Origin of the sequence: Desulfovibrio sp. MES5, from assembly GCF_002237645.1 — a bacterium.
Classification (GTDB): domain Bacteria; phylum Desulfobacterota; class Desulfovibrionia; order Desulfovibrionales; family Desulfovibrionaceae; genus Desulfovibrio.
The window spans coordinates 1-17,162 of sequence record NZ_MJUZ01000024.1 but is presented as its reverse complement, the minus strand read 5'-3'; the positions used below and the strand labels follow the sequence as shown (position 1 = coordinate 17,162).

Annotated in this window: 12 protein-coding genes, 2 tRNA genes and 2 pseudogenes; 3 read left to right on the top strand and 13 right to left on the bottom strand. The window is 53.6% G+C overall.

Annotation, left to right across the window (positions count from 1 at the left end; all coding sequences use genetic code 11):
* Window positions 1–22 precede the first annotated feature (22 nt).
* The 6 genes from BCS36_RS08085 to BCS36_RS08060 form a co-directional block, all read right to left on the bottom strand.
* A complete protein-coding gene (locus BCS36_RS08085; RefSeq protein WP_012625008.1) occupies window positions 23–391 on the bottom strand; it encodes a response regulator in 369 nt (122 codons plus the stop codon).
* Between the two features lie 230 nt (window positions 392–621).
* Window positions 622–1,341, bottom strand: a complete 720-nt coding sequence (locus BCS36_RS08080) for a chemotaxis protein CheW (protein WP_291302396.1) — start codon at window positions 1,339–1,341, stop codon at window positions 622–624.
* Window positions 1,335–2,111, bottom strand: coding sequence for a ParA family protein (locus BCS36_RS08075; RefSeq protein ID WP_291302395.1), 777 nt, complete (start codon window positions 2,109–2,111; stop codon window positions 1,335–1,337). The genes BCS36_RS08080 and BCS36_RS08075 overlap by 7 nt, the downstream gene beginning before the upstream one ends.
* A 7-nt stretch (window positions 2,112–2,118) precedes the next feature.
* On the bottom strand, window positions 2,119–3,108 hold the full coding sequence (locus BCS36_RS08070; RefSeq protein ID WP_291302394.1) for a protein-glutamate O-methyltransferase CheR: 990 nt from the start codon (window positions 3,106–3,108) through the stop codon (window positions 2,119–2,121).
* 608 nt (window positions 3,109–3,716) lie between these two features.
* On the bottom strand, window positions 3,717–5,648 hold the full coding sequence (locus BCS36_RS08065) for a HEAT repeat domain-containing protein (RefSeq protein ID WP_291302393.1): 1,932 nt from the start codon (window positions 5,646–5,648) through the stop codon (window positions 3,717–3,719).
* A 26-nt stretch (window positions 5,649–5,674) separates the two neighbouring features.
* Window positions 5,675–6,748: a chemotaxis response regulator protein-glutamate methylesterase gene (locus BCS36_RS08060; protein ID WP_291302392.1), complete on the bottom strand. Its 1,074-nt coding sequence runs from the start codon at window positions 6,746–6,748 to the stop codon at window positions 5,675–5,677.
* 129 nt (window positions 6,749–6,877) lie between these two features.
* Between BCS36_RS08060 and BCS36_RS08055 the strand changes: the two genes are divergently transcribed.
* Window positions 6,878–6,955 (top strand) — tRNA-Pro (locus tag BCS36_RS08055).
* A 418-nt stretch (window positions 6,956–7,373) separates the two neighbouring features.
* Here BCS36_RS08055 and BCS36_RS08050 read toward each other — a convergent pair.
* Window positions 7,374–8,207 carry a hypothetical protein gene (locus BCS36_RS08050; RefSeq protein WP_291302391.1) on the bottom strand — a complete coding sequence of 278 codons (834 nt, stop codon included), beginning with the start codon at window positions 8,205–8,207 and terminating at the stop codon, window positions 7,374–7,376.
* Window positions 8,208–9,094: 887 nt separating this feature from the next.
* Between BCS36_RS08050 and BCS36_RS08045 the strand changes: the two genes are divergently transcribed.
* Entirely contained in the window at window positions 9,095–10,393 is a 1,299-nt protein-coding gene (locus BCS36_RS08045) for an SLC13 family permease (protein WP_291302390.1), read from the top strand.
* 246 nt (window positions 10,394–10,639) lie between these two features.
* Here the strand turns inward: BCS36_RS08045 and BCS36_RS08040 are convergent.
* The 6 genes and pseudogenes from BCS36_RS08040 to BCS36_RS08015 form a co-directional block, all read right to left on the bottom strand.
* Window positions 10,640–10,969, bottom strand: a pseudogene (locus BCS36_RS08040) (helix-turn-helix domain-containing protein).
* A 153-nt stretch (window positions 10,970–11,122) separates the two neighbouring features.
* A tRNA-Leu gene (locus tag BCS36_RS08035) sits at window positions 11,123–11,209 on the bottom strand.
* A 156-nt stretch (window positions 11,210–11,365) separates the two neighbouring features.
* On the bottom strand, window positions 11,366–12,883 hold the full coding sequence (gene glpK / locus BCS36_RS08030; RefSeq protein ID WP_291302388.1) for a glycerol kinase GlpK: 1,518 nt from the start codon (window positions 12,881–12,883) through the stop codon (window positions 11,366–11,368).
* 190 nt (window positions 12,884–13,073) lie between these two features.
* Window positions 13,074–13,505, bottom strand: a complete 432-nt coding sequence (locus tag BCS36_RS08025; protein WP_291302387.1) for an ACT domain-containing protein — start codon at window positions 13,503–13,505, stop codon at window positions 13,074–13,076.
* A gap of 27 nt (window positions 13,506–13,532) precedes the next feature.
* Window positions 13,533–13,742: a twin-arginine translocase TatA/TatE family subunit gene (locus BCS36_RS08020; RefSeq protein ID WP_291302386.1), complete on the bottom strand. Its 210-nt coding sequence runs from the start codon at window positions 13,740–13,742 to the stop codon at window positions 13,533–13,535.
* Between the two features lie 205 nt (window positions 13,743–13,947).
* Window positions 13,948–16,956 carry a VCBS domain-containing protein gene (locus BCS36_RS08015; protein WP_291302385.1) on the bottom strand — a complete coding sequence of 1,003 codons (3,009 nt, stop codon included), beginning with the start codon at window positions 16,954–16,956 and terminating at the stop codon, window positions 13,948–13,950.
* Between the two features lie 87 nt (window positions 16,957–17,043).
* Between BCS36_RS08015 and BCS36_RS08010 the strand changes: the two are divergent.
* A pseudogene (locus BCS36_RS08010) lies at window positions 17,044–17,162 on the top strand (IS3 family transposase); the annotation flags it as partial.

Here is a 17,162-nt window from a genome sequence, read left to right as displayed (position 1 = left end):
GTAATATTGTCTTTCTTATCGGCTAACCTAGGAGCATCTTTATATTACGGACCATTTTTTCGGGCTGGGCGGGCTTGACCATATAAAGATTGGCCCCAAGGCTCATGCCGGTCTGTATATCTTTTTCCTGTCCTTCCGTTGAGAGAACAATGATGGGGATGTCCTTGTAGGCGTCCTGAGCGCGGATGGTTTTAATGAAGGTGAATCCATCCATGCGAGGCATATTGACATCGGAAACGATCAAATCAACGGGGTCCAGGCTGTACAGCTTTTCGATGGCGTCAAGGCCGTCTTCAGCGGTACTGACCTTAAAGCCCTCTCCTTTAAGCACAAAGGCCACAAGATTGCGGATGGTCTTTGAGTCATCGACGACCATGATATGTTTTTTCATAATATCCGTTCCTGTCCGTCAGATGTTGACTGCCGCTTTATCGGAAAACCTGCGAATTCGATTGTCCGATTATGCTGAAAGCAGCCGCGCACACTAAGAATGCGCGCCATAATAAGGGACTGAGCCCTGAAAGAGCATTCAAAAGCTTGCCACACATCATGTAGATGCGAAATGTTTAGAGGTTATTTATACTTTTTGCAACAGCACTATTTAATAGTAATTCTAGTGTATTAAGCTTCAAGAAGCTTTTCCACGATCATTTGTGGGTCAACAATGCCGTGCAAGTGGTCATTTACTTCGGCAAGCCCGCAAAGCAGGTCTGCGCTGGCTCCCAGTTGGACTTCGGCGTTCCAGTTTATCTTGGCCTGATCCAGCATATACATAGTATGAATCTTGTCTACGATAAGGCCAAGCTGCATTTCTTCACTGCCGCACACCACAATGAAACTTTCGGGTGTGTAACGATGTTGCTGATCAAGAGTCAGCAGGGCATCAAGGTGCAGCAGGGGGGTGACGCGCCCCCGAAGGTTGACGACGCCAGCTACAAAGGATGGAGCCATGGGCAGTCGCGTGAGCGGCATATGCCGTAAAACTTCAACAATCACGCAAACCGGCAGAAGGAAAATCTGTTCACGCACATAGAACGATACCATCTGCACTGTGGGCAGGGTGGTCAATTGCGCTTTTAAATTTACTACGGCGTGCGCTGTACGTTCAGCCCGATCGTCATGTTGCTCAACACCGGGGGCGGATACAATGCCCACGGCGGTGCCCGGCGCTGCACCTGGTGCATCGGCGGGGGCATATATGGACAGGTCAGCCAGTGCATCGACGCCAAGATACTTTTGCACAAAAGCCTGCTCAGCAGCGCTGAGTGCAGACGATGCCCCTGCCATGCCCGGCGGCGTAAAGCTCTGACCAGAGAAATATTCTTCAGGAGTTTTTACCATAGCTGCAACACTTCCTGTGCAAGAGCTTCATAGCAGCGCGCCCCTCGCGAATGCTGGTCAATGTCATAAATACTGCATCCCTGCGCGCTGGCTTCACGAAAACGTGTGTCAATGCCAATAATGGAGTTGAACATGGCGTGCTCCATTTTTCGCTGCAAAAGCTCCAGTACCCTGGTGCAGGCCTTGGCGCGCTTGTCATACATGGTGGGCAGGGCCCGGTATAAAATGGGTCTGCCCAGAGCCTTGTTCAGTGTATGCAGCGTGTCAAACAGCAGCTTCAAACCGTGCAGCGCCAAAAAATCTGTCTGTATCGGAATTATCAGCAAATCAGCCGCCACCAGTGCGTTAACAAGAAGTATGCCTACATGGGGCGGGCAATCCAGAATAATAAAGTCATAGTCCTTGCGCACAGCCTCGAGGCTTCTGCCCAGTATGCTGCCTTTGGCGCTTCTGTCTTTAAAATCAACTTCAAGTTCCGACAGGCGAATGCTGCCAGGGGCCATATCCATGCCGTGCAAGGCTTGGGAGCGTAGCAGAAGCGGCCACAGCGCGGGCCAGTTTTCTTCTGCAGCCATAAAAAGGTCATGCAGGCTGTAGCGCACGTCCTCTGGATATATTCTGGCGTGCAGGGTCGCGCAGGCGTGCGGATCAAGGTCCAGCAACAGGACTTTTTTGTCCGACCGCACCAGCGCACAGCCCAGGCTCACAGCTGTTGTGGTTTTTCCCACTCCTCCTTTCTGATTGGCAACAGCCAGAATCTTGGCGCACATATCGTGCCTAAGCCAGCTTGCGGTAGACGATGGTTCCTTTGAAATGCTCAAGCTGGAACGCACGGCTGATATTATGCAACGACTCTGAATGGCCTATGAGCAATGCGCCATTGACCTCCAGGTTGTCATAGAATGCATTGATGACCTTACGCTTCATTTCATCGTCAAAGTAAATGATGACATTACGGCAAAAAACGATCTGCGATTTTTCAACACGTCGTAGCTGTTCTTTGTCACTAAGATTTATCTGCCCAAAAGAAATAATATTTTTCAGTTCGGGCTTGATCTTGTATATGTTGTCCTCTTTAACAAAGTAGGTATCGACGATGGATTTTGGCGTGGTGCGCAATGCATATTCGCTGTAGATGCCACGCCTGGCGGCAGCAAGCACGGCCTCAGAAAGGTCATTGGCCGTGATTTTGATGTCCCAGCTATGGATTTCACTTCTGAGAACCTCATGAAGAATGATAGCCAGGGTATATGGTTCTTCACCTGTGGAACAACCTGCCGACCAGATACGTAATTTTTTTTGGCCTTTTTGACGGCATTGATCCAGTATCTCGGGCAGCACATTTTTTTGAAAGACTTCCAGCTGCGGCGGATTACGGTAAAAGCTGGTCTCGTTTGTAGTAACAACCTCAAAAAGCTTGTTTAATTCAGTCTTACGGCTGGCATCAAACCGAAGAAAATTGTAATACTCGTTGTAACTTTTAAGGTTCAAGTCCTTGATGCGGTTGGAAAGGCGGTTTTCAACCAGATATTTGCGGTTTTCAGCAATAAAAATTCCGCACTGCTGGTAAATGAAATCGCGAAGCTGCAAAAACTCCTCATCCGATATCTGCAAGTCCTTGCGAAAGGGTGATGCAGCCTTTGTGTTCACAACCGCAGGGGTAGGCGTTCGAAAGGCAGAAGCTGGGGTGAGGGGTTGGCGCAACGCCGTTTCAGGCTGCGTGCTGCGGAAAAGAGGAGCCTTTGGTGGCGTTGCCGCCTGCGGCATCGTATTGGCCCCAGACTGAAACGCGCCGGTTCTGCTGCCCGCTGCGCCTGCAGACGGAAAAAGGCTTGAACCAGTGGCGCCGAAAGGTGAGGTCTGTTGCGCCCCGGCGGGTGATCTTTGCGCGGCGGCGTCTTTTGCCGCAAAGGGGCTGGAAACGGAAGTTCCTGGCGGCGTTTGGGCTGTCTGGCGCAAGGGAGACGTCCAGGTGGACTGCCCCAGATTGGGCTGCCCCAGACCGGACTGGCCAACATAAGGTGAGGTGGCGCTGCCAAATGCAGAAGGCTGGCTTTGCGTAGTGCCCCCGGAACTGAAGGTGCTGCTCCCCGTGTTGCTGCCAAACGCTGGCCGTACCGTGGAGGCAGCGGGGTCAGTCGGGCGCTGGTCAAATCCGGAGGGTTTGAAAGCCGATGTCGGTTGTGGCGGCTGCGTCAGACCTGCACCCAGGCGTGACGTCTGCTCATCAGCCGGACGGGAAAAGGCCCCAGGCTGGGTAGGGGGTTTGCCCGTCACGGAAGGAGCCGTGGAAGTGGACGTGCCGCGATTTTCTGTATCGTTGGCGTTTTTATTTTGCACGCCGTGGGGAAATAAGGTCGGAGGCTGTGACATGGCTACTCCTGTTCGGCCTGGATGGCTGCCACCGCTTCAGCCGCAGCGTGCTGTATTTCCTGGTCTTCATTGTTCATCAAGCCAAGAAGCACACTGAAGGCCACATTGCCGCCTATCATGCCCAAGGCTTCAATAATTTTGAATGAAACCATCGGATTAGCTGTTTCAAACAGTTGGGTCAGGTAAGGAACAGCATCGGCAATTTTGTGTACGCCCAGGGCTTCAATGGCTCTGATTTTGACCCAGTCATTATCGTCAGCAAGGGCAGAGATAAGGTGCGGCATGACTGATGGCGTGCCTATCTGGCCAAGCAGGTCTACCAGGGCGATCCGCACGTCCTTGTCTTCATCAATCAGACGGGGCAACAGGTGGGGCAAAAAGTCTTCAGCCTGTGGCCCCAGATTTTGAAAGGCCTCGATGGCAACCTGTCGTACCCGTGGTGAAGGGTCTTCAAGAGCCTGCAGTATTTCATCAAGATTTTCAGTAACGCTATAGCGGCCAAGAGCGTAAATGGCCATCATGCGCTGCATGGGGTCTTCGCTTCGGGCCCTGTTTTTAAACTGGCTGTTGAGTTTGGGGCTGTGCAGATTGATGCATGCCTCAAGAGCCATTTCCTGCACATCGACGTACCGGTGGTCAAGCTGTGCAAAAACGATGTCTTCCACTTCAGGGCAACCATGCTGATTGCCGAAAAACACCAGCGCGCTCTTCAAAACTTCCGGGTCATCAGACTGTTCTATAATGGAGAGAAAGAACGGGGTATCCGCGCAGCCGCCCATCTGCGCAAGTTCGGCCACAGCAGCCCGTCGCAGGTCGGGGCTTACCCGCCAGAAGATGGTTTTAAGCTCTTCAACCGGACTGTGATCCTTCAAAAGTCGGCAGGCTTCCATTGCCACGGCGATACGTTTTTCATCGTCGCTACGCAGGGCATCGCGGAGCATGTTGTTGTACCCAAGGGAGGCAATGGCATGAATGGCGGCCTCATAAAGTTCGGGCTGCCGCTCCGTATCAAGACCCACGGCCAGATTGATGATGGCCTCGGTGGCGTCTTCATTGCCAATGGCGCTCAAGCCTTGCAAGGCGGCCAGCAGAATGTCTTCATCATTATCTGAGAGCGCCTCAAGCAGATAGACTCGCAAGCGCTCCTGTGACTTGGCGGCCAGTAGGGACAGGGAACGTACGCTCAGAATCTGTACAATGGCCTTGACGATTTTATGCCGCAGAGGCACGCGGACATTTTCAAGAGAGCTGAAAAGAAGCGGTATGGCTTTTACATCCCCCATATCCCCCAGCGCATCTATGATGGCGGAGCATACCAGTGGCGACGCCTGTGGCAGCAGCTTTACAAGGCCGTTGGCGGCAGAAGAATCCTTGATTTTTGCCAGGGCTTCCACCACCGCGAACTGTACCCACTCTTCATCATGCATGGCCTGGCACAGAGAGGGAACTGCCTCAGGAAAAGCAAGGTTGCCCAAACTTACGGCCGCCTGATAGCGCACATTGACTTCCGGATCTTTAAGCAGAGCCTTTGAGAGAAGCAAAACCGCCTGATGCGTCGGGCTGTACCCGAGAATATCAGCTATAAATATGCGCAGATCCGGATCTTCATCCTGAAGGTATGGCTGTATGCTTTCAATACTGTCGGCACCGATTTCGCGCAAAATATCCATGGCTACATTGCGCACAGGGGCCTCATCGCTACGTAGCAAGGGCAGCAGGGCAGCCACCACCTGAGGACCCCGGATTTTGCGCAGGGCGTATTCTGCCGCTTCCTGAATGCCAATATTGCTGCTTTTGACAAGCGTGCAGAGCAAAGGGATAGCATCATGCAAGGCCATGTCGCCCGCGTTGAACGCGGCATTGCGAACAGTGGCGCTGTCATCTGATTGCAGTGCTTCAATTATTTGCGGAGCCGTATCGAGCGAATTTTCCATAATAGTGCTTCCTGCTGCGCTACTGGTCAGCCCTTGACAATTGTCATGATGGCTTGGGCGATATCATCTGCATCAAGAATCTGATTGGCCAATTTGGCATCAATGACAGCCTTGGGCATGCCATATACCACGCATGAAGCCTCATTTTGGGCAATGAGGCAGCCGCCTTTTTCTTTCAAAACCTTTGCGCCTTCACATCCGTCCGAACCCATGCCGGTCAGCATGACGCCCAGAGTACGACGCCCCATGTTTTTTCCGGCACTTTCCATAAGCAGGTTGACGGTGGGCTTGTACAGCGCGTCACGAGGTTCGTCGGTGATGGCGACTTCAGGCAGTGGGCCGCGCATACGCACGCTTATATGCTTGCCGCCTGGGCATACGTAGGCATGCCCGCTTTTTATGCGATCTCCATCCACTGCCTCGGAGACGCTAATGTTGCAAACACTGTCGAGCCTTTTGGCAAAAGGGCCGGTAAAGGCTGCGGGCATATGCTGCGCTACAAGGATGCAGGCTGGCAGATCTGCGGGCAGGGCTGACAGGATTTTCTGCACCATTGGCGGCCCCCCTGTGGAAACCCCCACAACAACGAGGTCACGTGGGCCATGGCAGGGAGTTTGTACATAGTCCGCCGGTTGTGAAGGCTGCATCCGCGGCAGGGGGGAGGCCGGCATGGCAATATTGTTGATGCGGCGGTATTTGAGGCGGATGATGGCTTTACGCCGGGCCAGTGCCGTTACTTTGCGGCGCAGCTCCGCCCCGAAAGAATCACGGTCATTACTCATGTTCTTGGGTATAAAGTCCAGCGCCCCGTACTCCATAGCCTTGAGGGTGCTTTCAGCGCCGCTTTCCGTCAGCGAGCTGATCATGAGCACAGGCATGGGCGTAGTTTTCATAAGGCGCTGTAGCGTCCCAAGGCCGTCAAGGCGCGGCATTTCCACATCAAGCGTCATGACGTCCGCATCAAGCTCTTCCGCTTTTTGCAGAGCTTCCAGCCCATCCCTGGCAGTACCGACAACCTTGATTTCAGGGTCCTGCTCCAAAAGAGAGACAATAGCGTTGCGCATGAAGGTTGAATCGTCCACCACTAGAACACGGGTCATAAAGATCGTTCGCTCCGCAAAGGATTTGTCCTTCTAAGGACGGATGTTATGTTACGTCAGCCATAATTTTTTTACAAATAAAAAATGGCTTGCCAAAATCCAACGTCTCGCTTATGTTCCCTTTCTCAACGGGATGTGGCTCAGCTTGGCTAGAGCGCAGCGTTCGGGACGCTGAGGCCGCGCGTTCAAATCGCGCCATCCCGACCAGAAAAATCAAGGGGTTACAGATAATATCTGTAGCCCCTTTTTTTTCGGGGTTCTGGGTGGATTCTTTACCCTCATGGCAGTGACAGCGTTCGTTATGGCTGCTGCTTTCAACTGGTGTACTATGTTGACATTGATGCCGTCATCCTGCATAGTGCCTCAACAACTGCTTAATACATCCCCAGATTGCCCCGGCATCCCCGGGGCTTTCCACTTCAGGGCTATTGGCAACACGCTGTTTTGTTGCACAAATTCAGAAAATGGACTTCAGTGTGCCGCAGAAAAAATCTTCTACGGCGGCTGCGGTTCATTTTTTTATTTCGCAAAGACTGAAATAATTATTTATTTTTGGTGAGCACGAGCGTGTGGGCAAGTCGTAGAGAGATTACGCGCTGCAGCTTAAAGCCCGTTTCGGCTACTGCTAGAGCAGCTTGCCCTTGATTTCGTCAAAGCTGTCGAACAATTTCATTGCCTGGGGATTTTGCGGGGTTTGCGCCCCGTGTCGTGCGACAAAGCAGAGGAACAGCAAGGCTTCTTCAGGGTCCGACATGCTGTTGCATACGATGTCGTAGTACTCGCCCCTGTTGGCGGAGTCGAATTTTTTTACGCTTTCCGCAGCCTGGTGAAAAGTTTTAATGAAAACTTCACACAGCTCGTGCCGAAAAACTCGGCGTGACAGGGTTTGCAGCAGGGGCGTTTCGGAGCGGGTGCCGGCAAGTACGCCTTCCACCTCATCAATAAGCGCTGGCACGGGTGAATCTTGATCCGGGCTGGTCACATCATAACCAAGACAGTCATGGATAACGCGGCGTACATTGGCAACAGTGTACCGATGTTCCCGTGATTTTTTGAATTCATCCATCAGCAGAAGAAACATTCTTTCCCTATGGTATAGCAAAGCATTCTTCTTCTGCTTTTGCAGCTCTTTGCGCTGTTCTCGCATTTCATCGTTCTGCATTTTTATTGAAACAATAATTCCAGCGAAGGCCAGACCGGAAAACAGCGTATTCAGCACTCCGAAAGAGTCGCCGAATGTGCCGGACTTGCTGAAGTCTGACGTGAACAAATATAAACCCAGGGCAGAGGCAGACCAAATTCCCACCACAAGCAAGGCCGCTCTCATAAATAGCGACCATGTCACTCGATCCTGAGATGCTTCTGGGTCATGCAAGCGTGAATGATGGGTGGAGGCGTGCTCTGAGGTCCGCCGGACTTCCGAGATGGGAGCGGCTTTATCTTGTGTGCGTGTGCTCATAATTTCGATATGTTTTTCCCTTATCAGGTAGTATTATTAATTCAATCATAGCCTTTCGTCATAGGGTCTGCAATCCTGTAGGGGCAGGAATCCTGGATGGTCAGGGCCCCTGAATGAGGTCAGCGAAACTGAAATCAGCACGTTGAAAAAGGCGAGGCAGGATGCATGCGTTGCAGATACGTTGCGACTAAATGGAAATAGCAGGCGCAGGGATATTTTGATGAGCAGGCGGTCACAGGCGGACAAATGCTGCCATGTATTTTTTGATATTCGCAATAAGCCATATTCTCCGGAACGCAGGCCGGAATATGAAACGATTGAGGATCTGTACTCTACTCATGGTATGGCATTTGTGCAGTACGGTGGAGTGCAGGTAGTGTCTTCCTCTGGCTGGGCGGTGTGGCGGCGCAAAAAACACGTTGGCACTGATCCGTTCTTTGTCTGCAGTTTCTATTCCCACCCTACGGATTTGCTGATATGATTTCCCTCGCTCTACGCACCAGCCGCCCAAAACATAATTGCCCGTATAGCATAGGGTAATTATACTTTTGGGTGCTGCTTCGCATCCATACGGCAAGCATTGGGGTACCGTCATTGTCATGCGTGAGCATGTGTACGTGCCAGCAGATTGCGGGAGTGGGGCAGCAAGGGCATGCCCGGCGGGCGTCAGAGTCACGCCCTGGCCACAAGCCAATGCTGTTTGCGCGCGAAGCGCCCGCCCGTGATGCCGCCTGCCTTGGCGCTGTGGAGAAACAGGCTGAGGTGGCGATGTCCAGGCTGAGCATGACAATCTTCCGGTTTTTTGAAAGGACTCCTTGAAAAAATTTAAGAGTCACCTGAAGGAATTCGTCAGTTATCCTTGAAGTATATAATGACAAGGAGGCGCAATGGCGGCAGAGGCATGGATAGGAGCGGGCATCGTCACCGCCACAATCGGGCTTTGGGCCACGGCGAGGTTGCCGGAATACCTCGTCGCGTTATTGTTTTTTGCAACCGTTTCCGTCTTGCATCTGGCGCCGCCCGACGTGCTGTTTTCAGGATTTTCTTCGGCCGCGTTCTGGCTGGTACTCAGTGGTTTTGTCCTTGGCGTTGCTATACGCAAGGTCGGTTTGGCGGATCGCATCGCCCGCAGTTTGGCGAGCCGGTTGACTGGCTCATGGCCTCAAATGGTCGGGGGCGTGGTGCTGCTCACCTATGCTCTGGCCTTCATCATGCCTTCCAACATGGGGCGCATCGCCTTGCTGATGCCCATCGTCCTGGCGCTGGCCGACCGCGCGGGGCTGGTAGCGGGCAGTCGCGGTCGTACGGCGCTGGCTTTGGCGGTAGGCTTTGGCACCTTCCAACTGTCCGCCAGCATACTGCCCGCCAATGTGCCTAACCTCATCATGGCCGGCGCAGCCGAAAGGGCATACGGCATCCATCTTTCCTACCTTCCCTACCTGTTGCTGCATGCACCGGTACTCGGCCTGCTCAAAGGGCTCGCGCTAGTGGGGTGTCTGTGCCTGCTGTTCCCCGCAAAGCCGCAAAAAATTGCTGCACATGGGGCCTCCAATCCGCTGAGTTCGGCTGAGAAGCGCCTGAGTGCCTTGCTGCTTGCGACGCTGGCATTGTGGATAACCGATGGCGTGCATGGCATTTCACCGGCCTGGATTGGCTTGGCGGCCGCCTGCGTTTGCGTGCTGCCTCGTATTGGGTTTCTGGCCGGCGATGAATTCGCCGCTGGCGTCAACATCCGCACCTGTCTCTACATTGCTGGCATCCTGGGACTGGCAGCGTTCGTGAACCATTCCGGGCTGGGAGCCAGCATGGGCACGTGGTTGCTGCACAGGCTTCCGCTCGATCCGTCCAGCCCGGGCAGCAGCTTCGGAGCCTTGGTCGCGCTGACCAGCACATTGAACTTCACTGTTACGGCCAATGGAGTGCCAGCCTTGTTCACCCCGCTTGCGCAGTCCCTGGCAGATGCATCCGGTCTGCCTCTGTTGACCGTACTCATGGTGCAGGTCATCGGTTATGCGACGCCATTGCTCCCCTACCAGGCATCCCCCATTGTTGTTGCGATGGGCATGGGCCAGGTGGCCGCCAGGGATGGCATTCGGCTCTGCCTGGCATTGGCGGCGATCACCTTTCTGATGCTGGTGCCGCTCGATTATGCCTGGTTCAAGCTGTTGGGGCAGATCCCGCGCTGAATGGCACCTGTATGAGACCAGTCCGTATGAGGTCAACGGGCCTTTCATACGGGTCAGTTCCGGCATGATTGTGTTCCGGTTGCTCCGGCGGGATTGCCCGAAACCATAACGATCACTTCACAGTGCAAGTAGTAAGGGGGCAAGTTGGATGGCCGTGATTCGTTATGAAGCGCGGGGTGCGGCCCGCTAGCCCGATGGCGACACGTGGGGACGCACAAATGCTTGGATAGGGGAGGGCTGGAATTGTCATATCAGTGATACGACAATTTGGGCGGCCTGATCGGCGTCCATGCGGGCTTTAGATGGTGGCCCGCAGGCCTTGTCGGCGGCGATATTCAGCAGCTTGAACGCTGGTCAATGGGATGGGCTTCGCCTTGCTCCCACTTGCGCACGGTGGATGCCAATGTGTGCAGGGGGAGCGCAAGGATCGGCTGGCTGAACTTCAATGCCTCCGCAGGCGTTTGATGCCCGCAGCGCCAGACTTCCGCATCGGGCGGGCAAATGACATCGAACTCGCGTATCGTCACGGGTGTTCGCGCCAGCGTTTTGGAGCGCAGCCAGGTCACTACGCAGTATCTAGTGATCTTGACAAAGCGCATCTCAAGTAAATGCTGAACATGCGTTTGCCGCGACGCTCATCCCCAAATTGCCAGAATGAGATTGGTATACAATGGTATACAAATTGGGCACAAAAAAAGGGCCTGCATTTCTGCAAGCCCTTAATTTCTTTGGTACCGGGAGCGAGACTTGAACTCGCAAGAGGTTGCCCTCGGCGGATTTTGAGTCCGCTGCGTCTACCAATTCCACCATCCCGGCAAGACGTGGACCCTGGTTTTTATCCGTGCCCATACGTGCGAAAGGCATTACTAGCGCAATGAGCGGGGGTTAGTCAAGAACCAGCGTGAAACTGGATGCCCCTTGAGGCCAGAAATCCTGTAATGTCGCATCGGCATGCGCATCAAAAATGCGTTGCTATGTGGCTTGAGCAGGCGTCTGCTCCTCTATCCAATGGGAGGCCCTTTCAACGGCGCGGTGCCACTGGTGCAGCATTTCTTCTTTTTTATCTTCAGTCATTGCAGGCGTGAAGCGGCGGTCAAGCTTCCACTTATGGGCAAGAACTTCTTCGCTTTCCCAAAACCCTACTGCAAGCCCCGCCAAATATGCAGCGCCAAGAGCTGTTGTTTCTGTAATGGTGGGGCGTTCTACCACCACTCCGGTGAGGTCGGCCTGAAACTGCATGAGCATGTTGTTTCTGCTGGCGCCGCCATCCACCCGCAAGGTAGTAAGATTGATGCCGGTATCTTTTTTCATGGCGTCAATAATATCAAGCGTCTGCAATGCGATGGCCTCAATGGCGGCGCGGGCGATATGGCCCCTTGTTGTGCCTCTTGTCAGGCCGACAATCGTACCTCTGGCGTATTGATCCCAATAGGGTGCGCCCATGCCCACAAATGCCGGAACCATATACACTCCGCCATTATCAGAGACAGTGGCCGCCAATCCTTCCAGTTCGGACGAGTCTTTGATGAGTCCAAGCCCGTCCCGCAGCCATTGCACAGCCGCGCCAGCCACAAAAACACTGCCTTCAAGCGCGTAAGAATACCCCCGACCAGTTTGCCATGCCACTGTGGCAAGCAGGTTGTTCTGGCTTGTTCGTGGTTTTTCGCCTGTATTCAGCAATAAGAAGCAACCTGTTCCGTAGGTGTTCTTGGCCATGCCTTCTTTCATGCAGCCGTTACCGTATGTCGCCGCCTGCTGGTCTCCGGCAATGCCTGCAATGGGGACAGCATGCCCAAAAAATTCAGGATGCGTCCGCGCCATAATGCTGGAAGAAGGCGCAATTTCGGGCAGCATGGCACGCGGCACGCCCATAATTTCCAGCAGCTCATCGTCCCATTGCCGCGTGTGGATGTTAAACAGCAGCGTGCGGCTGGCATTGGAGGGATCCGTGACATGGGCCCCACGTTTGCTGAGATTCCACACAAGCCATGTATCCACCGTGCCGAACAGGAGTTCGCCTGCTTCAGCTCGTGCGCGTGCGCCGGGAATGGCATCAAGAATCCAGCGTATCTTGCTGCCGGAGAAATAGGCATCAAGAACAAGGCCGGTTTTATCCTGAAGAAGCTTGGCTTTTCCTTCAGCGCGCAGCTGGTCGCAAAAGGCTGCCGTGCGCCGGTCTTGCCAGACAATGGCATTATAAATGGGCGCTCCGGTGGATTTTTCCCAAACGATGGTGGTTTCGCGTTGGTTGGTGATCCCAATGGCTGCCAGCGCATTGCCGCTGACCTGTGCATTGCGCAGGCATTCGCCAACAACGTGACTTTGCGAGTCGAAAATTTCATTGGGGCTGTGTTCTACCCAACCAGCCTGAGGGTATATCTGCGTGAATTCTTTTTGCGCGATCTGAACGATGTTGGCGTTGTGATCAAAGAGGATTGCCCGGGAGCTGGTCGTGCCCTGATCAAGAGCCAATATATATTGTGCAGCCATATGTCCTCCACCTGATTCAAAAGCCAGCGTTTATTGCATGGTACACGCGCACGGCTTTGTTGAACAGGGGATGCCAGATGGTGATGACGCTCAGAGGGCGAATGCAAATACCCCTCGGCGCGGTGGCCAAGGGGTATCTGTTATGACATTGGGGCAGAGCGCAGCTTGGGCGCTCGGCCAAATGAAAGACTTATTTTGCGCAGAGGCGTGAGGCGGGGATAATAGTGAAGTTGTTCGCCTGAAGCACCTCAACAGCCTGATCCACTTTGTCGAAGCGAAAAATCATGACAGCGCTTTCGTTTTCACGTTGGACAAAGGCATACATGTATTCCACGTTTATGCCGTTGCGCGAAACCAGTTGCAGCACCTCATCAAGGCCGCCGGGCTTGTCGGAGACTTCCACAGCCACAACGCTGGTACGGCCGAGAGTAAAGCCTTTTTCTTTAAGAACGGCTTTGGCTTTTTCATGATCGCAAACGATCATGCGCAGGATGCCAAAATCAGAAGTGTCAGCAAGCGACAGCGCACGAATATTAATGCCTGCATCAGCCAGTGTGCGGGTCACTTCTGCCAGGCGTCCGGCCCTGTTTTCCAAAAAAACGGATAATTGCTCTGCTTTCATGACAAAATCCTTTATGTCTGGCTAGACTCAGGCTTTATGGCTGGGGTCGTCATCAGTAGAAGAAGGCTTTTTGTTTTTGGGAGTGATGTCAATTTCATCAGGCTCAGAAGAGGCCCGTCGAAAGTTGCGGATGGCTCTGCCAAGGCCGCCGCCGATTTCGGGCAGTTTGTTCGCGCCGAAAAGCAGAAGAACAACTACCAGTATGAGCAACAATTCTTGCAAGCCAATGCCGAACATGCGGCAAGCCTCCGTTACGGGGTTGGGCTGAAAAAGCCGTATTTATTCACAGGAACATAAGCCGCACGGGGGGTAAGGTCAAGGTGTCTGTCCAAGGAGGATGGAACGGGGAACTGCGGCAGAAACTGGCAGAAGTGAGCGCGCGGGCCGTCACCGAGAAGTGACGGCCCGCGCATTCATATGTTTTGGGTTACGGTTGATCTGCCTACACGTTGCCGTCAGCCAGGGCGGATTTGGCAATGAGTATGGTCATATTGTCGCTGGTAAAGGCGATGTAGTCACCGGACATGCTGCTTGGGGTATGACTGTCGCTCTGGCTCCAGCTCGATGACAGTTCAATTTTTTCATTACCATTCAGAACCACGCCGTGGCTTTCAAGGCTGGACAGGCTGGTCAGTCCGTTGCCGCCATCCGTTACAAATATTTCAACATTCTTAACGGGATTGGCAGCAGGGTTGGAGAACAGGCTGTCAAGCGTATTCTTGTCTGCGCCTATCATCATATCGATGCCGTCGCCGCCGTCCATAATGGTATTGTTGGCGTTGAACACAAGCACATCGTTGCCAGCGCCACCGTAGAGTTCGTTGCTTCCGACTCCGCCATCAAGGTAGTCATTTCCGGCCCCGCCAAAGAGGGTGTCATCGCCAAGACCGCCGTAGAGCATGTCGTTGCCGTCGCCACCGGAAAGGATGTCATTGCCGGAGCCGCCATGAAGGACGTCATTGCCGCCGCCGCCAAAGACCACCTGCGAAGTGGTTGCGCTTGCATCGCCGAAAGGTCCGCTTGCATGGTTGTCGACATCCAGATGCACTTCAACCTTGCCGGAAGCGTCATCTGACCAGACGCCGTCATTGACCTTGTAATGGAACTCGTCCTTAACATCCTCCCCTTTGGCGTACATTTCGGCCAGCTTTTTCATCACGCTCATATCGTCGGACATTGTGTACTTGTATTTATACCCATCGCCAGTGCTGTTGGTGACGAGTTCAAGTGTGCCAAATTCACCAGCTATTGTGGTTGATGAACCTGAAACCGCAATCTCGGCTCCGTGGCTGTCGGTGAATACATAGCTGAGATGGTCGCCATCCTGGTCCTGCAGCGACAATGGGGTCTTGTCAAACGGGATCTCGTCTCCAGCCGGGATGACGCCGCTAAGCATCACGGGCAGCATCACCTGCTGTCCCACGGGCGCATGGTTTGTACCCGCGTAGCGGATCGTCACATCGCCAGACATATCACTGGCCCCATGCTGGTCTGTCACCTTCACCGAGAAATCAAACTCTTTGGTTTCGTTGGAAGGAAGGCTGCCTGCCACGGAAGCGTCGGGCTTAAAGGTGTACTTCCACTGCTTTTCGCCGTTGCTCGCCTGTTCATAAATCAACTTGAGCGTTCCATCGGGAAGGTCGCATGTAAAGCGCGTGGAATCGCTGGGATCCACCACAAGAGCATGCTCCGTTTCGTCAACAATGATGGTGAGAGTATGCGTATCATTCTTGTCCGGATCTTTGACCGTGATGGTGCTGTCGACGCCATTTACGGAAATCTCAGGCGCGTCATTAGTGCCGATAATGTCAATGACGAGGCTTCCCGTTCCTTCAGCTCCATATGGGTCGCGTACGACAAGGTTAAAGGTGTCCTTGTCTGTTTCCCCTTCGCCCAGGGACTTGATGCCGTTGGGGTTGGTCACCGTGTATTCATACTGCGTTTTGCCGTTAGCATCTACGGTAAGCGTCAGCTTGCCATATTTGCCGTACATCTCGGTTACGTTCCGATCGCCGAGTATGGGATCTGTTGTTCTGATGAATACCTGCGTGGCATCACCGTCAGCGTCAAGAGTTACAATTTCACCGATAAGCGGCGTATATTCGCCGTCACTGCTTTGCGCGATGTCAAAATCGTCCTTGACCAGGGGGTCAGCCGTATAGTCAGGGTTTTTGTCGCCGGTCGACACAATAATGGGTGCGGTATTGGTGCCCATGATGTTGATGTTCAGGTCGGCCGTGGCTTCATTGCCGTGCGTATCCTGAACCACAACGGTGCCGGGGATGTTAAGCTCTTCACCAACGCCAAGCTTGGCGATGCCGTCAGGCTTGCCCTTGAAGGTATAGAGGCCTGTCTTGTCGTCAATACTCAGGGACCCCATCTCCACAGCGCCGGGAGTGGAGTTTGAGGTGACCTCCCAGCCCGAGGCGGTTTTGATGGCGAATATTTTGACGTCAGTAGCGTTATTGCCGCCATCCTTGATGCCGTACTTTAAGTCATCGTAGTCGGCCGCGTCCGCATCATAACCCTGGGCCTTGCCGTGCACGGTATAGTCAGCGTCAGTGCCGCCCTGCTTTTCCTTGACGACAAGCAACGCGCCAGACCCGGCAGGCCCGGTTGCCGCAAGCGATCCGTCCACACCGTAGAGGTAGAGCATGGGCATATCGTCAGTGCCCTGAATGTCTACAGTGATTTCCTTGTAGGTAACGCCACCCTTGTCATCTCTTACGATGACCCTGAATTTTTCAGTAATGGATTCAGGCTTCGAAGACGGGTCGTTGGGATCCGCACCGTTCAGCGCCTGAACTTCCGGGTTGGCATTATTCAGCTTGAAGTAATAGCTGCCGTCAGCGCCCATAACCAGAACGCCGTACTTGCCAACTACCATGGATCCTTCGCCACTGCCGTCGGCATTGGCCACGCTGTAGGAAAGCTTATCTGCAGCGCCCCCGCCAAAAGACAGGTCGGGGTCGGTTGCTGAAACCGTGTTTGTGTCGCTGATGACCTTGCTATCCTCGGTGACGACAAGATCGTCAGCCTTGGTGATTACCGGGGCATCGTTTTTGGCATCCAGAGTGACATTCAGCGTGTGGTTCGCGTTTGCCTTGCCATCGCTGATCTGGATGGTCACGGAATCCTCTACCTGCCCGCCAAAGTTGTCATTTTGATAGGCGGGATCAAGCTTGTACGTATACTCGAAATGCGAGTTTCCGTTAACGACCGTCTTGGTGATGGTGTATACGCCATACTGGCCCTGAACTGTGTAGGTATCCGTGCCAGTGGACGTAACGCCGTCGCCTTTGAGGATAAGGTTCTGGCCTTCCACCATATCGAGGTCTTTGGCCTCAAAGTTGCCGGTCGTGGTAGTATTGGCCCATGTACCGCCAGAATTCTGTGTCAGGCTGCCATCGGACGAACTCACCACAAAGGGCAGATCATTGGTGCCATTCACGGTGATCTCAATGACCTTTGTGACCTGCCCCCAAAAAACTGGTCCGCCTAAAAAGTTAGTATAAGGTGGAGCCATGGAGGGCATCAAATGGGTCGCAAAGCATTTACTCCAGAGCAAATCATTTTCAAGCTTCGCGAGGTTGAAGTTCTTGTGGGACAAGGCGAAAGTATTGCCCTGGCTTGCCGCAAAATTGCTGTAACCGAGCA

What these genes read in the sequence shown, in the direction of transcription:
- BCS36_RS08045 (WP_291302390.1), top strand. Translation starts at nt 9,095, where the DNA reads ATGGCGGCAGAGGCATGGATAGGAGCGGGCATCGTCACCGCCACAATC.
- glpK (WP_291302388.1), bottom strand. Translation starts at nt 12,883, where the DNA reads ATGGCTGCACAATATATATTGGCTCTTGATCAGGGCACGACCAGCTCC.
- BCS36_RS08075 (WP_291302395.1), bottom strand. Translation starts at nt 2,111, where the DNA reads ATGTGCGCCAAGATTCTGGCTGTTGCCAATCAGAAAGGAGGAGTGGGA.
- BCS36_RS08060 (WP_291302392.1), bottom strand. Translation starts at nt 6,748, where the DNA reads ATGACCCGTGTTCTAGTGGTGGACGATTCAACCTTCATGCGCAACGCT.
- BCS36_RS08085 (WP_012625008.1), bottom strand. Translation starts at nt 391, where the DNA reads ATGAAAAAACATATCATGGTCGTCGATGACTCAAAGACCATCCGCAAT.
- BCS36_RS08020 (WP_291302386.1), bottom strand. Translation starts at nt 13,742, where the DNA reads ATGTTCGGCATTGGCTTGCAAGAATTGTTGCTCATACTGGTAGTTGTT.
- BCS36_RS08070 (WP_291302394.1), bottom strand. Translation starts at nt 3,108, where the DNA reads ATGCCGCAGGCGGCAACGCCACCAAAGGCTCCTCTTTTCCGCAGCACG.
- BCS36_RS08050 (WP_291302391.1), bottom strand. Translation starts at nt 8,207, where the DNA reads ATGAGCACACGCACACAAGATAAAGCCGCTCCCATCTCGGAAGTCCGG.
- BCS36_RS08080 (WP_291302396.1), bottom strand. Translation starts at nt 1,341, where the DNA reads ATGGTAAAAACTCCTGAAGAATATTTCTCTGGTCAGAGCTTTACGCCG.
- BCS36_RS08065 (WP_291302393.1), bottom strand. Translation starts at nt 5,648, where the DNA reads ATGGAAAATTCGCTCGATACGGCTCCGCAAATAATTGAAGCACTGCAA.
- BCS36_RS08025 (WP_291302387.1), bottom strand. Translation starts at nt 13,505, where the DNA reads ATGAAAGCAGAGCAATTATCCGTTTTTTTGGAAAACAGGGCCGGACGC.